This is a genomic window from Pseudomonas sp. NFACC13-1, assembly GCF_900104425.1.
Lineage (GTDB): Bacteria > Pseudomonadota > Gammaproteobacteria > Pseudomonadales > Pseudomonadaceae > Aquipseudomonas > Aquipseudomonas fluorescens_AA.
Genome location: NZ_FMXV01000015.1, coordinates 64,527 through 78,083 on the forward strand (window position 1 = coordinate 64,527; position 13,557 = coordinate 78,083).

Consider the following 13,557-nt stretch of genomic DNA (forward strand, 5'->3'; position numbering starts at 1 on the left):
GGACGTCCGCTATCGCGAGCAAGCTCGCTCCCACAGTGAATTTGGGGTGCCTGCAATATTTGTGTACGCCACCAGTCCCTGTGGGAGCGAGCTTGCTCGCGAAGGCGTCGGCACATCCAGCATCTTCTTGACTGACCCACTGCTTTCGTGAGCAAGCCCGCTCTCACAGCGGCCAAGTCAAATTAAAATTGACACCCAATCGTATGATGATTAGCGTGAGCCTCCAATAAGAGTGGCCCGCGGGGTTTTCATGTCCAGCAGTTTTCATGCATCGACCGTCGATTGGCTGGGGGGCTGGATAGCCGCCGGCCAGGTCAAGCCTGGGCAAACCATCAAGGTAGAAGCGGACTTGGGCGAGCAACTGGGCGTCAGTCGCACGGTGATCCGCGAGGCGATCAAGACCCTGGTGGCCAAGGGGATGCTGGAAGTCGGGCCGAAAGTCGGCACGCGGGTGTTGCCGGTGCGCCGCTGGAACCTGTTCGACCCCCAAGTGGTGGGCTGGCTGTCCCGCAGCGGCCTGCCGGAAAACTTCGTCGATGATTTGCTGGACCTGCGCCGTACCATCGAGCCGATGGCGGTGCGCTGGGCCTGCGAGCGGGCCACCGCCGATCAGGTGCAGGCGATCCGCCTGGCCTACCATGCGCTGGAACGGGCGGTGGACAGCGGCGCCGATTACAACCGCGCAGACCAGTTTTTCCACGAGTGCATTCTGGCCGCCAGCCATAATCAATTCATCGAACAAATGGTCCCGGCCCTGGGGGCGCTGCTGGCTGTGTCATTCGAGGTGTCGGCGGCCGACCCGGATGAGCTGCGCCGCACCTTGCCCATCCACAAGGACATCGCCGACGCCATCGCCGCCCGTGACGCGGCGCGGGGCGTCTGGGCCTGCATGACCCTGATCGATAACGCTGACCTGGCGATCAAACGCTTTTACCCCAATGTCATGGCGGGTCGAACAGATGCCGCCGGGCAAGTCGGGAACGGGAGGTTTCAATGAAGTGGACGGCTGTGACGGAACACCGGGCGAAATTGGGCGAAGGGCCGTTCTGGGATGCGCCGACCCAAGCGTTGTATTGGGTCGATATCGCCGGCAAGCAGGCCCTGCGGCTGATCGGCGCCAATGTGGAGATCTGGCAGATGCCCGAGCATGTCTCCGCCTTCATACCGACCCAAAGTGGCGACGCGCTGGTGACCCTGAGCAGTGGCGTCTACCGCCTCAATCTTGATTCGCCGGGCCTGGAGCCGCGCCTGACATTGCTGTGCATGGCCGACCCCCAGCCAGGCAATCGTGCCAACGAAGCCCGTTGCGACCCCCTGGGTCAACTCTGGCTCGGTACGATGCAGAACAACATCGGTGCCGGAGGCGAGGACTTGCCGATCGAGCACCGCTCCGGCGGCCTGTTTCGCATCGGGGGTGATGGCCGGGTCTTGCCCCTGTTGCGCGGGCTGGGCATCCCGAACACCTTGCTCTGGAGCCCCGATGGCACCACGGTGTATTTCGGCGACAGCCTGGATGGCACGTTGTATCGGCACTTTATTTACCCGGAAGGCAACCTGGCGCCTGCCGAGGTCTGGTTCGGCCCGCACCCCCGTGGCGGCCCGGATGGCTCGGCGATGGATGCCCGAGGGTATATCTGGAACGCCCGCTGGGACGGCAGTTGCCTGTTGCGGCTGACCCCGGACGGGCAGGTTGATCGGGTGATCGAGTTGCCCGTCAGCCGCCCGACCAGTTGTGTATTCGGCGATGAAGACCTCAAGACGTTGTACATCACCAGCGCGGCGAGCCCATTGGGTCATCCGCTGGACGGTGCCGTGCTATCGATGCGTGTCGACGTGCCTGGCGTGGCCTGTACAAGGTTTGGCGGCTAAATCCCAAAATATGGGATGTAAATATATATATTGAGATTATTTGGCAGCCGGGTTTATAGTCGGCTCCATCGGCAATACGCACTCACACTAAAAAAACAAGACAGGTGAAGTGATGCAACGATCTTTCCCCGTACGCCCCGGCGGCGTACGCCGGCCACTGTTCTTTCAAGCGCCTTCGCGCCGGTCATCCGTGGATGCCCGGTTTTTGTCGTGCCTGGGCACAGGAGCCCTGAGCCATGGCTGAGCCCTTGGTCTTGCCACCCGTGCCGGAGCCACCCAAGGGCGAACGCCTGAAGGACAAGGTGGTGCTGTTGACCGGCGCCGCCCAAGGCATCGGCGAAGCCATCGTCGCGGCATTCGCTTCGCAACAGGCCCGGCTGGTGATCAGTGATATCCAGGGGCAGAAAGTCGAGGCGGTGGCCGCCCATTGGCGTGAACGCGGGGCCGATGTGCACGCACTGCAAGCCGATGTGTCGAAGCAGCAGGACTTGCAGGCCATGGCTCGGCGTGCCGTCGAGCTGCACGGCCGCATCGATGTGTTGGTCAACTGCGCGGGCGTGAATGTCTTCCGTGACCCGCTGGAAATGACCGAAGAAGACTGGCGCCGCTGCTTCGCCATCGACCTGGATGGCGCCTGGTACGGTTGCAAGGCGGTGTTGCCACAGATGATCGAGCAGGGCGTGGGCAGCATCATCAACATTGCCTCCGTCCATTCGTCCCACATCATTCCCGGCTGTTTCCCTTACCCGGTGGCCAAGCACGGCCTGCTCGGCCTGACCCGCGCCCTGGGCATCGAATACGCGCCCAAAGGGGTACGCGTCAACGCCATCGCCCCGGGTTACATCGAAACCCAACTGAACGTCGACTACTGGAACGGCTTTGCCGATCCCCATGCCGAACGCCAGCGTGCGCTGGATCTGCACCCGCCACGGCGCGTCGGGCAACCGATAGAAGTGGCAATGACGGCCGTGTTCCTGGCCAGTGACGAAGCACCGTTTATCAATGCCTCATGCATCACCATCGATGGAGGACGTTCGGTCATGTACCACGACTGAATATTCCTGGATCGCAGCGGGAAACTTCGCCTGTAATCCAATCATCATACGATATGACTATTTAGGCCTATGCTGTGTAGCAACTTGATGTAACCGCCCAGCCTGCGCACTTCCACCGTCGGTGGAGCAGACCCTGGACGTTTGGCTTTCAATAAAAAAAACAAGGAGTCAACTATGAATCATCGTCGTGGGATCCGTTCCCTGTGTCGCGCCGCCCTGGCGGTCACCGCGGTCAGCCTCAGCAGCAGCTTGCTGGCGGCCGATCCCGTAAAAATCGGTTTCCTGGTCAAGCAGGCCGAGGAGCCTTGGTTCCAGACCGAATGGGCGTTCGCCGAGAAGGCGAGCAAGGACAAAGGCTTCGAGTTGATCAAGATCGCCGTGCCTGACGGCGAGAAGACCCTCTCGGCCATCGACAGCCTGGCCGCCAACGGTGCCAAAGGCTTTGTGATCTGCCCGCCGGACGTGTCCCTCGGCCCGGCCATCATGGCCAAGGCCAAGCTCAACGATCTCAAGGTGATTGCCGTGGACGACCGGTTCGTCGACGCCAGCGGCAAATTCATGGAGGACGTGCCGTACCTGGGCATGGCCGCGTTCGAGGTGGGCCAGAAGCAGGGCGCCGCCATGGCCGCCGAAGCGAAAAAGCGCAACTGGGAGTGGAAAGATACCTACGCGGTAATCAACACCTTCAACGAGCTGGACACCGGCAAGAAGCGCACCGACGGTTCGGTCGATGCCCTGAAGAAGGCCGGGATGCCGGCTGACCACATCCTTTATTCGGCGCTCAAGACCCTCGACGTGCCCGGTAGCATGGACTCCACCAACTCGGCGTTGGTGAAGCTGCCAAGCGCCGCGAAAAACCTGATCATCGGCGGCATGAACGACAACACCGTGCTGGGCGGCGTGCGCGCCACCGAAGCGGCCGGGTTCAAGGCGGCCAATGTGATCGGCATCGGCATCAACGGCACCGACGCCATCGGTGAATTGAAGAAACCCGACAGCGGCTTCTTCGGTTCGATGCTGCCAAGCCCGCACATCGAAGGCTACAAGACCGCCGAGATGATGTACGAGTGGATCACCACCGGCAAGGAACCGCCGAAGTACACCGCCATGGACGAGGTGACGCTGATCACCCGGGAGAACTTCAAGCAGGAGCTGGAAAAGATCGGCCTGTGGAACTGACGGTCGGTTGATTCAAAAGCGGCCCTGGCCACATGAGTGGCGGGGTCGCTTGATCTCTGTAAGTTCGAGGTGGTTATGCAAGCGCAAACAGCGACACTGCAACACAACATCGGCGGTAGCTTGCGGTTCAACGGGATCGGCAAATCCTTTCCCGGCGTGCAGGCGCTGGCCAATATCAGTTTCGTCGCGCATCCGGGGCAGGTGCATGCCTTGATGGGCGAGAATGGCGCGGGCAAGTCCACGTTGCTGAAGATCCTCGGTGGCGCCTACATCCCGAGCAGCGGTGACCTGCAGATCGGCGAACAGACGATGGCCTTCAAAGGCACTGCCGACAGCATCGCCAGCGGGGTGGCGGTGATTCACCAGGAGCTGCACTTGGTGCCGGAAATGACCGTCGCCGAAAACCTGTTTCTCGGCCATTTGCCGGCGCGTTTCGGCCTGGTCAACCGTGGCGTGCTGCGCCAGCAGGCGCTGACGCTGCTCAAAGGCCTGGCTGACGAAATCGACCCGCAGGAAAAAGTCGGCCGCCTGTCCCTCGGCCAGCGCCAATTGGTGGAAATCGCCAAGGCCTTGTCCCGTGGCGCCCACGTCATTGCCTTCGACGAACCCACCAGTAGCCTGTCGGCCCGGGAAATCGACCGTTTGATGGCGATCATCGCTCGCTTGCGCGACGAGGGCAAAGTGGTGCTGTACGTCAGCCACCGCATGGAAGAAGTGTTCCGTATCTGTAACGCGGTGACGGTATTCAAGGACGGTCGTTATGTCCGGACCTTCGAAAACATGAGCGAGCTGACCCACGATCAGTTGGTCACGTGCATGGTCGGTCGCGATATCCAGGACATTTATGATTACCGCCCTCGGGAGCGCGGCGATGTGGCGCTGCAGGTCAAGGGCCTGCTGGGGCCGGGCTTGCGCGAACCTGTGAGTTTCCAGGTGCACAAGGGTGAAATCCTTGGATTGTTCGGGCTGGTCGGTGCCGGTCGTACCGAGCTGTTTCGCTTGCTCAGTGGCCTGGAGCGCCAGAGCGAGGGAAGCCTCGTGCTGCACGGCAAGGAATTGAAACTGCGTTCGCCACGGGATGCCATCGCCGCTGGCGTGCTGCTGTGTCCGGAAGATCGCAAGAAGGAAGGCATCATCCCGCTGGGCAGCGTGGGCGAGAACATCAACATCAGTGCCCGTCCGGCTCATTCCGCGCTCGGCTGCCTGCTGCGCGGCGACTGGGAGCGGGGCAATGCCGACAAGCAGATCAAATCGCTGAAAGTGAAGACCCCGGCGGCCAGCCAGAAAATCATGTACCTGTCCGGCGGCAATCAGCAGAAGGCGATTCTCGGTCGCTGGCTGTCGATGCCGATGAAAGTCCTGCTGCTGGACGAACCGACCCGTGGCATCGATATCGGCGCCAAGGCGGAGATCTATCAGATTATCCACAACCTGGCGGCCGACGGCATCGCGGTGATTGTGGTGTCCAGCGACCTGATGGAAGTGATGGGCATTTCCGACCGAATCCTGGTGCTTTGCGAAGGGGCCATGCGCGGCGAGCTGTCGCGTGACCAGGCCAACGAATCCAACCTGCTGCAACTGGCGCTGCCGCGCCAACGCGTTGCCGACGCGGCGAACTGAGAGGTAAATCATGACCATTCAAAACAATGCACTGCCAACGGCACGCAAACCCCTGGACCTACGCCGTTTCCTGGATGACTGGGTCATGCTGCTGGCGGCCATCGGTATCTTCGTGCTCTGCACCTTGATGATCGACAACTTCCTGTCGCCGTTGAACATGCGTGGCCTGGGCCTGGCGATTTCCACCACTGGCATCGCCGCGTGCACCATGTTGTATTGCCTGGCGTCCGGGCACTTCGACTTGTCGGTCGGCTCGGTGATTGCCTGTGCCGGCGTGGTCGCGGCGGTGGTGATGCGCGACACCAACAGCGTGTTCCTCGGCGTCAGCGCGGCGCTGGTGATGGGGCTGATCGTCGGCCTGATCAACGGCATCGTCATCGCCAAGCTGCGGGTCAACGCCTTGATCACCACCCTGGCGACCATGCAGATCGTCCGTGGCCTGGCCTATATCTTTGCCAACGGCAAGGCGGTGGGTGTCTCGCAGGAATCGTTCTTCGTGTTCGGCAACGGCCAGTTGTTCGGCGTGCCGGTGCCGATCCTGATCACCATCGTCTGCTTCCTGTTTTTCGGCTGGCTGCTGAACTACACCACCTACGGGCGCAACACCATGGCCATCGGTGGCAACCAGGAAGCGGCGTTGTTGGCGGGGGTGAACGTCGATCGCACCAAGATCATCATCTTCGCCGTGCATGGTTTGATCGGCGCCTTGGCCGGGGTCATCCTGGCGTCGCGCATGACCTCGGGCCAGCCGATGATCGGCCAGGGCTTCGAATTGACCGTGATCTCGGCCTGCGTGCTGGGTGGGGTGTCGTTGAGCGGTGGCATCGGCATGATTCGCCATGTCATTGCGGGCGTGCTGATTCTGGCGATCATCGAGAACGCGATGAACCTGAAGAACATCGACACCTTCTACCAATACGTCATCCGCGGCTCGATCCTGTTGCTGGCGGTGGTGATCGACCGTTTGAAGCAACGCTGAAGATCATTTGTGACTGATCTACCGCTATCGCGAGCAAGCTCGCTCCCACAGGTTTTTGTGTCCGGCACAACATCGCGACACAGCGCCGATCCTATGTGGGAGCGGGCTTGCCCACGAAGGCGGTGGTACATTCGGTATTGATGCAAGCTGATCTACCGCCATCGCGAGCAAGCTCGCTCCCACAGGTTTTTGTGTCCGGCACAACATCGCGACACAGCGCCGATCCTATGTGGGAGCGAGCTTGCCCACGAAGGCGTCCTCACTAACGCCAACGATCACCCCGCTTTGCGCAACGCTTCGACCAACTCCTGCTTGCGCATCTTCGACCGTCCGGGAATGTTTTTCGCCCGGGCCTCCTTCATCAGGCTGTCCACCGTCTGGGTCCCATGGGAGGCTTTGCTGCTGCGCGGGTGACCTTCGCGGGTCTTGGCGGCGCGGCGGGCCGATTCCTTGCGGTCGGTTTTCTTTTGCGCAGTTGGTTTGGTCTTTCCCGAGCCGCCAGAGCGTTCGCCGCCACCGGACTGCTTGTTCACCGTCGCCCAGGCCCGTGCCTCGGCTTCGTTCTCCGACACGCCTTTTTTCTCGTAACTCTTTTCAATGTGTTCGGCCTTGCGTTTTTGCTCGGCGGTGTATTTGTCTTTGCTTCCACGAGGCATGGGGGTTTTCCTCCTCAAGTGTCCGGGCAGAGGCTGCTTACTGGCTGGCAGCGCCACCTTCGGAGCCCGAGCCACCGGTCGTGGTTTTCGAACCCACGCCGGTCTCGGCGTTGTCAGGGGCGGTGGAGTCAGGTGTATTCATGCCGCCCTGGCGCCCCATGTCATTACCCTGCACGCGGGGATCCGTGCCGGTGGCAGGTGGCTGGCCATTGTTCAGACCGCCGCTGGTGCCGTCGGTGTTCAACTTGGGCAGGCCTTGCGTGGCTGGAGAATTGGGCGCCTGTACCGGGTCGGTGGGGCCGGTGCCGGAAGTGGAAGCCGCGAAAGCCACCGAAGACAACAGCGTGGCGAGTGTGAATGCAGTCAGCCTTGAAGTGATCATGGTGTCGCCTCCATTTTTCAGATTGCTTACCTGATCTTGGGCCGTGGTGGCTTGGGGTTGGTGCCTGGGGCGCGACGAATGGCACGTGTGAAGGAAGCTCGCATCGACGATCAAATAGTTGGATCGGTATGTGACGAGCGCCGCGCAGCGGCTTAGTATGGCGCTTTCAATTGGCTACAAGGCCTGTTCATGTCGATCGAGATCCGTCCTGCGCAACCCAGCGATGCGCCTCAAATCCTTGCCTTCATCACCGAGTTGGCCGATTACGAAAAGGCCCGCCACGAAGTCATCGCCAGTGTGGCCGACATCGAGCGCAGCCTGTTCAGCGAGGGCGCGACCGCCCACGGGCTGATCTGCCTGCGTGATGGCGTGCCGATTGGTTTCGCGGTGTTTTTCTTCAGTTATTCCACTTGGCTGGGCAGCAACTGCTTGTACCTCGAAGACCTGTACATCACGCCTGAGCAGCGTGGTGGCGGGGCGGGCAAGACGCTGTTGCGCCACCTGGCGAAGATCGCCTGCGACAACGATTGCGGTCGCTTCGAATGGAGCGTGCTGGACTGGAACACGCCGGCCATCGAGTTCTACAAATCCCTCGGCGCGCAACCCCAGGAAGAGTGGGTGCGCTACCGAATGGACGGCAAGGTGCTACGGGATTTCGCTAACGGCCACTGAGCACTTCATGAGTGTGCGGCAGACGCGTATTCGGCAAACCCCGGTCGTTGCTCGAGGCGTTTGCAGTAGGCCGCCACGGCCGGATAGTCGGGACGCTCCATGGGCGCTTGGCGCCAACGGTGTACGGACAGGCCGATGAGCACGTCCGCGAGGGAAAACGCCGTACCGGCCACGTAGGCGCCGGTGCGGTTCAACTGCTGCTCCAGCAACCCCATCTTCTCGTTCCAGCCCTTGATGCCGGCGGCGATGCGCTGCGGGTCCTGGAAGTCCGGGTTCTTGCGAACCAGGGCGTGGAAGGCGTAGCCCCAGGACGGATTGAGCTCCGTGGCTTGCCAGTCCATCCACTGTTCGATTCGCGCCCGGGCGGCAGGCTCGACAGGTAGCAGATCGCTGGGCCCATGCTTGCCCACCAGGTACCGGCAAATGGTATTGGATTCCCAGAACACGCCGTTCTCATCAATGATCACCGGCACCTGGGCATTGGGATTCAAGGCCAGGAACGCTGGGTCCTGGGTCGAGGCAAAGCCGATGCCCCAATCTTCGCGCTCGTAGGCGATGTCCAGTTCCTGGCAGGTCCACAGCACTTTTCTGACATTGATCGAAGACGTGCGGCCGAGGATTTTCAGCAGTTGTCCCATCACTTTTTCCCTAGTTGTCTGGTGTCCGGTCAGAAAACGTAGCAGGGTCTTGGACGGATGGCGATTAGCTTTGTAGGTGATGTATTTATGTCCCAATATATGGGAGTGATATTTATATATTGAGATTCTGCCGGCCCCAGGTTTATAGTCCGTCTCACTCACTGCCAAAAAACAAAACAGGTGAAGCGGATGCAGGCGCAATTGATCGCGCTCGATTGGGGGACCACCTCATTACGGGCTTACAAACTCGCAGCCGGTGGCGAGGTGCTCGAGCAGCGTTCGCTGTCGTCGGGGATCATGCAGTTGCCCACGGGGCCACGAAACGTGGCCGGCCAGGTATGCATCGACGGTTTCGAGCTGGCCTTCGACGAGGCCTGCGGCGACTGGCTCGATGCCCAGCCAGGCTTGCCTGTCATTGCCTGTGGCATGGTCGGCAGTGCGCAGGGCTGGCGTGAAGCGCCGTACTGCGACACACCCGCCAACGTCGCCAATCTCGGACATTCCCTGCAAAGCGTTCGCAGCCTTCGCGGTGTCGATGTGCACATCGTGCCGGGCGTGATCCAGCGTTCACGCTTGCCCAATGTCATGCGCGGCGAAGAAACCCAAGTGCTCGGTGCCTTGCACAGCCTGCCGGACGAAGCGGTGCTGATCGGCCTGCCCGGCAGTCATTCGAAATGGGTGGAAGTGACCGATGGCCGCATCGTGCATTTCGATACCTTCATGACCGGCGAGATCTTCGCCGTGCTCAGTGACCACAGCATTCTCGGCCGCACCCAGCAACGGAGTGCGACCTTCGATGGCGTGGCCTTTGATCGCGGCGTGCAAGTGGCATTGTCGGTGGACGGCCAGATCGGCCCGTTGTCCACCGTGTTCAGTGCCCGCAGCCTGGGCTTGACCGGCGAGTTGAGCGCCAGTGCCCAAGCGGACTACCTCTCGGGCCTGTTGATCGGCCATGAGCTGACGGCGTTGGCCCAGGTACAACGCCGACGCCGCGACAGCCTGCACCTGCCGACGGTGGTGCTGATCGGCAACTCCCAACTCTGTGTCCGTTATCAACGGGCCCTCGACGCCTGCGGTTTCGCCCGGGTGGTCCTGGCCGAACAGGCCACCGAACGCGGTTTGTGGCAACTGGCCGTGGCGGCCGGGTTGCTCGATTCCACCGCCCCCTGAACCTGACTGGAGGTCTGACATGCTCACACAAGCACTGGCGCACAACGGGCTGATCGCGATCCTGCGTGGCTTGCGTCCCGAAGAGGCGGCGGCCATTGGCGAGGTTCTGTACAGCGCCGGATTTCGCGTCATCGAAGTACCGCTCAATTCCCCCGAGCCGTACGAAAGTATTCGCATCCTGCGCAGTACCTTGCCCGCCGATTGCCTGATCGGTGCCGGCACCGTGCTGACGCCGGAACAGGTGGAACAGGTGAAAGCCGCCGGTGGCCAAGTGATCGTCATGCCCCACAGCGATCCGAAGGTGCTGCGTGCGGCGAAAGCGGCGGGCTTGTATTTGTCGCCAGGCGTCGCCACGCCCACCGAAGCCTTCGCCGCACTCGCCGAGGGCGCCCATGTGCTGAAGATGTTCCCCGCCGAGCAAATGGGCCCGGCGGTGGTCAAGGCCTGGCTCGCGGTGCTGCCGGCCGGGACCGTGCTGGTGCCGGTGGGTGGGATTACGCCGGACAACATGGCGGTCTTCGTCGAAGCCGGCGTCAAGGGTTTCGGCCTCGGTTCCGGGTTGTTCAAGCCGGGCCTGACAGCGGATGAAGTGGCGGTGCGCGCCAAGGCCTATGTGGCCGCATGGAATGCCTTGAACTGAAGACTTTTCCAGCGCTCCGTGCGCTGCATCTGACAAGAGAGCCAACAAGATGAAAATCACCAAGCTGACCACGTTTATCGTTCCGCCGCGCTGGTGCTTCCTCAAGGTCGAGACCGACGAGGGCGTGACCGGTTGGGGCGAGCCTGTGGTCGAAGGCCGTGCCCATACGGTGGCGGCTGCCGTTGAAGAATTGTCCGACTACCTGATCGGCAAAGACCCTCGCAACATCGAAGACATCTGGACCGTGCTCTATCGCGGCGGCTTCTACCGCGGCGGGGCCATTCACATGAGTGCCCTGGCCGGCATCGACCAGGCGTTGTGGGACATCAAGGGCAAGGCCCTGGGCGTGTCGGTCAGCGACCTGCTGGGCGGCCAGGTGCGGGACAAGATCCGTGTGTATTCGTGGATCGGCGGCGACCGGCCGGCGGACACCGCTCGCGCTGCGAAAGAGGCGGTGGCGCGGGGCTTCACCGCAGTGAAGATGAACGGCACCGAAGAGCTGCAGTTCCTCGACACCTTCGAGAAGGTCGACCTGGCCCTGGCCAACGTGGCGGCGGTGCGCGATGCGGTCGGACCGAACGTCGGCATTGGCGTGGACTTCCACGGCCGGGTGCACAAGCCGATGGCCAAAGTGCTGATGAAGGAACTCGACCCCTACAAACTGATGTTCATCGAAGAGCCGGTGCTCAGCGAAAACTATGAAGCCCTCAAGGAACTGGCGCCGCTGACCAGCACCCCGATTGCCCTGGGCGAGCGGTTGTTTTCCCGCTGGGATTTCAAGCGCGTGCTCAGCGAGGGCTACGTGGACATCATCCAGCCGGACGCATCCCACGCCGGTGGCATCACCGAAACCCGCAAGATCGCCAACATGGCCGAGGCCTACGACGTGGCGCTGGCGCTGCACTGCCCACTGGGCCCCATCGCCCTGGCGGCGTGCCTGCAGCTGGATGCGGTCTGCTACAACGCGTTCATCCAGGAGCAAAGCCTGGGCATCCACTACAACGAGAGCAACGACCTGCTGGACTACATCAAGGATCCGCAGGTGTTCGACTACGACAAGGGCTTCGTGAAGATCCCCAATGGCCCGGGCCTGGGCATCGAGATCAACGAGGAATACGTCATCGAACGCGCGGCCATCGGCCACCGCTGGCGCAACCCGATCTGGCGCCATGCCGATGGCAGTTTTGCCGAGTGGTGAGTCAGGCCTGACCCTGTGGGAGCGACTTTGCCCGCGATGAGGATGTATCAGTCACACATGTGCCAACTGACACATCCTCATCGCGAGCAAGCTCGCTCCCACAATTTGATCTTCGCAAGCAGGGAGATCTTCTTCGATGCACCCGTTTCCTCAATAAACATAAGAAGAGGCACCTCACATGCAAGCGCACACCCTGAGCGCGCAGGCGTCGTTGGTGACGCCCAGCCGCAAGCGTTTTTTCATCATGGTCCTGCTGTTCATCACCGTGGTGATCAATTACCTGGACCGCAGCAACCTCTCCATTGCCGCCCCCGCGCTGACCAGCGACCTGGGCATCGACCCCATCCACGTCGGGCTGATTTTCTCGGCGTTCGGCTGGACCTACGCCGCCATGCAGATTCCCGGTGGCTGGCTGGTGGACCGTGTGCCGCCGCGCATTCTCTATAGCGTGGCGTTGCTGTTGTGGTCGGTAGCCACGGTGATGCTGGGGTTCGCCGCCAGCTTCATCGCGTTGTTCGTGCTGCGCATGGCGGTCGGTGCTCTGGAGGCGCCGGCTTATCCGATCAACAGTCGCGTGGTGACCACTTGGTTTCCCGAGCGCGAGCGGGCCACGGCCATCGGTTTCTACACCTCCGGGCAGTTTGTCGGGCTGGCCTTCCTGACGCCGGTATTGGCCTGGCTGCAACACGCCTTCGGCTGGCACATGGTGTTTGTCGCCACGGGCGCGGTAGGGATTCTCTGGGCGGTAATCTGGTACGCGGTGTATCGCGAGCCCCGGGATTTCAAAGGCGCCAACGCCGCCGAAATCGAGCTGATCCGTGAAGGCGGCGGGCTGGTGGATATCCAGGCCGATACCGCCAAGGTCAAGGCGAAATTCAGTTGGTCCGACCTGGGCATCGTCCTGACGCAACGCAAGTTGTGGGGCATTTACCTGGGGCAGTTCTGCCTCAACTCCACGCTGTGGTTTTTCCTGACGTGGTTCCCCACCTACCTGGTGAAGTATCGCGGCATGGATTTCATCAAGTCCGGCTTGCTGGCGTCGTTGCCATTCCTCGCGGCGTTTGTCGGCGTGCTGTGCTCCGGGTTCTTCTCCGACTGGTTGATTCGTCGCGGCGCCACCGTGGGGTTCGCGCGCAAGCTGCCGATCATTGGTGGGCTGCTGATCTCGACCTCGATCATCGGCGCCAACTTTGTCGAGTCGACGCCGCTGGTGATCGCTTTCCTGGCCCTGGCGTTCTTCGGCAATGGCCTGGCGTCGATCACCTGGTCGCTGGTGTCGACCCTGGCCCCGGCACGATTGCTCGGGTTGACCGGCGGGGTGTTCAACTTCATCGGTAACCTGGCGGCCATCGCCACGCCGATCGTGATTGGCTTCCTCGCCAGCGGCGATTCGTTCGCCCCGGCCATTACCTATATCTCTGTCCTGGCATTGGCTGGCGCGCTGTCCTACATCCTGCTGGTCGGGAAGGTCGAGCGCATCGAGTTGTAGTCCGACGGGG

14 protein-coding genes are annotated in these 13,557 nt (G+C 61.7%); 11 read left to right on the forward strand and 3 right to left on the reverse strand.

The features are described 5' to 3' along the window. The first annotated feature begins 250 nt into the window (after window positions 1–250). The 6 genes from BLQ55_RS18860 to araH all read left to right on the forward strand — a co-directional run bounded on the left by BLQ55_RS18860 (window position 251) and on the right by araH (window position 6,702). Window positions 251–997 (forward strand): FadR/GntR family transcriptional regulator, encoded by a 747-nt coding sequence (locus tag BLQ55_RS18860; RefSeq protein ID WP_060741242.1) that lies wholly within the window; start codon window positions 251–253, stop codon window positions 995–997. Then, on the forward strand, window positions 994–1,869 hold the full coding sequence (locus BLQ55_RS18865; RefSeq protein WP_092255832.1) for an SMP-30/gluconolactonase/LRE family protein: 876 nt from the start codon (window positions 994–996) through the stop codon (window positions 1,867–1,869). Before BLQ55_RS18860 ends, BLQ55_RS18865 begins: the two co-directional genes overlap by 4 nt. 236 nt (window positions 1,870–2,105) lie before the next feature. Next, window positions 2,106–2,924, forward strand: a complete 819-nt coding sequence (locus BLQ55_RS18870; RefSeq protein WP_092201934.1) for an SDR family oxidoreductase — start codon at window positions 2,106–2,108, stop codon at window positions 2,922–2,924. Window positions 2,925–3,098: 174 nt separating this feature from the next. After that, on the forward strand, window positions 3,099–4,103 hold the full coding sequence (locus tag BLQ55_RS18875; RefSeq protein ID WP_092201936.1) for a substrate-binding domain-containing protein: 1,005 nt from the start codon (window positions 3,099–3,101) through the stop codon (window positions 4,101–4,103). A gap of 75 nt (window positions 4,104–4,178) precedes the next feature. Then, window positions 4,179–5,723 (forward strand): L-arabinose ABC transporter ATP-binding protein AraG, encoded by a 1,545-nt coding sequence (gene araG, locus BLQ55_RS18880; protein ID WP_092201938.1) that lies wholly within the window; start codon window positions 4,179–4,181, stop codon window positions 5,721–5,723. 10 nt (window positions 5,724–5,733) lie between these two features. Next, window positions 5,734–6,702 (forward strand): L-arabinose ABC transporter permease AraH, encoded by a 969-nt coding sequence (gene araH / locus BLQ55_RS18885; RefSeq protein ID WP_092201941.1) that lies wholly within the window; start codon window positions 5,734–5,736, stop codon window positions 6,700–6,702. A gap of 275 nt (window positions 6,703–6,977) precedes the next feature. On the opposite strand, the gene BLQ55_RS18890 is transcribed toward araH, so the two are convergent. Continuing rightward, window positions 6,978–7,358, reverse strand: a complete 381-nt coding sequence (locus BLQ55_RS18890; protein WP_092201943.1) for a Rho termination factor N-terminal domain-containing protein — start codon at window positions 7,356–7,358, stop codon at window positions 6,978–6,980. Between the two features lie 37 nt (window positions 7,359–7,395). After that, a complete protein-coding gene (locus BLQ55_RS18895; protein ID WP_092255835.1) occupies window positions 7,396–7,740 on the reverse strand; it encodes a hypothetical protein in 345 nt (114 codons plus the stop codon). Between the two features lie 189 nt (window positions 7,741–7,929). Here BLQ55_RS18895 and BLQ55_RS18900 point away from each other — a divergent pair, with 189 nt between their 5' ends. Further along, a complete protein-coding gene (locus BLQ55_RS18900; protein ID WP_060741250.1) occupies window positions 7,930–8,412 on the forward strand; it encodes a GNAT family N-acetyltransferase in 483 nt (160 codons plus the stop codon). 5 nt (window positions 8,413–8,417) lie between these two features. On the opposite strand, the gene BLQ55_RS18905 is transcribed toward BLQ55_RS18900, so the two are convergent. Next, window positions 8,418–9,050: a glutathione S-transferase family protein gene (locus BLQ55_RS18905; protein ID WP_092255838.1), complete on the reverse strand. Its 633-nt coding sequence runs from the start codon at window positions 9,048–9,050 to the stop codon at window positions 8,418–8,420. A 189-nt stretch (window positions 9,051–9,239) separates the two neighbouring features. On the opposite strand from BLQ55_RS18905, the gene BLQ55_RS18910 reads away from it, so the two are divergent. The 4 genes from BLQ55_RS18910 (at window position 9,240) to BLQ55_RS18925 (ending at window position 13,547) form a co-directional block, all read left to right on the forward strand. Beyond that, window positions 9,240–10,220, forward strand: a complete 981-nt coding sequence (locus BLQ55_RS18910) for a 2-dehydro-3-deoxygalactonokinase (RefSeq protein WP_092201947.1) — start codon at window positions 9,240–9,242, stop codon at window positions 10,218–10,220. Window positions 10,221–10,239: 19 nt separating this feature from the next. Then, window positions 10,240–10,860, forward strand: coding sequence for a 2-dehydro-3-deoxy-6-phosphogalactonate aldolase (locus BLQ55_RS18915; protein WP_003204208.1), 621 nt, complete (start codon window positions 10,240–10,242; stop codon window positions 10,858–10,860). Between the two features lie 49 nt (window positions 10,861–10,909). Continuing rightward, window positions 10,910–12,058 carry a galactonate dehydratase gene (gene dgoD, locus BLQ55_RS18920; RefSeq protein ID WP_003179439.1) on the forward strand — a complete coding sequence of 383 codons (1,149 nt, stop codon included), beginning with the start codon at window positions 10,910–10,912 and terminating at the stop codon, window positions 12,056–12,058. A 178-nt stretch (window positions 12,059–12,236) separates the two neighbouring features. Next, window positions 12,237–13,547, forward strand: coding sequence for an MFS transporter (locus BLQ55_RS18925; protein ID WP_060741253.1), 1,311 nt, complete (start codon window positions 12,237–12,239; stop codon window positions 13,545–13,547). The last annotated feature ends 10 nt before the right edge of the window (window positions 13,548–13,557 follow it).

Bases quoted from the DNA above. Each gene is read 5' to 3' on its own strand.
- araG (WP_092201938.1), top strand. From the start codon at position 4,179: ATGCAAGCGCAAACAGCGACACTGCAACACAACATCGGCGGTAGCTTG.
- BLQ55_RS18895 (WP_092255835.1), bottom strand. From the start codon at position 7,740: ATGATCACTTCAAGGCTGACTGCATTCACACTCGCCACGCTGTTGTCT.
- BLQ55_RS18860 (WP_060741242.1), top strand. From the start codon at position 251: ATGTCCAGCAGTTTTCATGCATCGACCGTCGATTGGCTGGGGGGCTGG.
- dgoD (WP_003179439.1), top strand. From the start codon at position 10,910: ATGAAAATCACCAAGCTGACCACGTTTATCGTTCCGCCGCGCTGGTGC.
- BLQ55_RS18890 (WP_092201943.1), bottom strand. From the start codon at position 7,358: ATGCCTCGTGGAAGCAAAGACAAATACACCGCCGAGCAAAAACGCAAG.
- BLQ55_RS18905 (WP_092255838.1), bottom strand. From the start codon at position 9,050: ATGGGACAACTGCTGAAAATCCTCGGCCGCACGTCTTCGATCAATGTC.
- BLQ55_RS18870 (WP_092201934.1), top strand. From the start codon at position 2,106: ATGGCTGAGCCCTTGGTCTTGCCACCCGTGCCGGAGCCACCCAAGGGC.
- BLQ55_RS18910 (WP_092201947.1), top strand. From the start codon at position 9,240: ATGCAGGCGCAATTGATCGCGCTCGATTGGGGGACCACCTCATTACGG.
- BLQ55_RS18875 (WP_092201936.1), top strand. From the start codon at position 3,099: ATGAATCATCGTCGTGGGATCCGTTCCCTGTGTCGCGCCGCCCTGGCG.
- araH (WP_092201941.1), top strand. From the start codon at position 5,734: ATGACCATTCAAAACAATGCACTGCCAACGGCACGCAAACCCCTGGAC.
- BLQ55_RS18865 (WP_092255832.1), top strand. From the start codon at position 994: ATGAAGTGGACGGCTGTGACGGAACACCGGGCGAAATTGGGCGAAGGG.
- BLQ55_RS18900 (WP_060741250.1), top strand. From the start codon at position 7,930: ATGTCGATCGAGATCCGTCCTGCGCAACCCAGCGATGCGCCTCAAATC.
- BLQ55_RS18925 (WP_060741253.1), top strand. From the start codon at position 12,237: ATGCAAGCGCACACCCTGAGCGCGCAGGCGTCGTTGGTGACGCCCAGC.
- BLQ55_RS18915 (WP_003204208.1), top strand. From the start codon at position 10,240: ATGCTCACACAAGCACTGGCGCACAACGGGCTGATCGCGATCCTGCGT.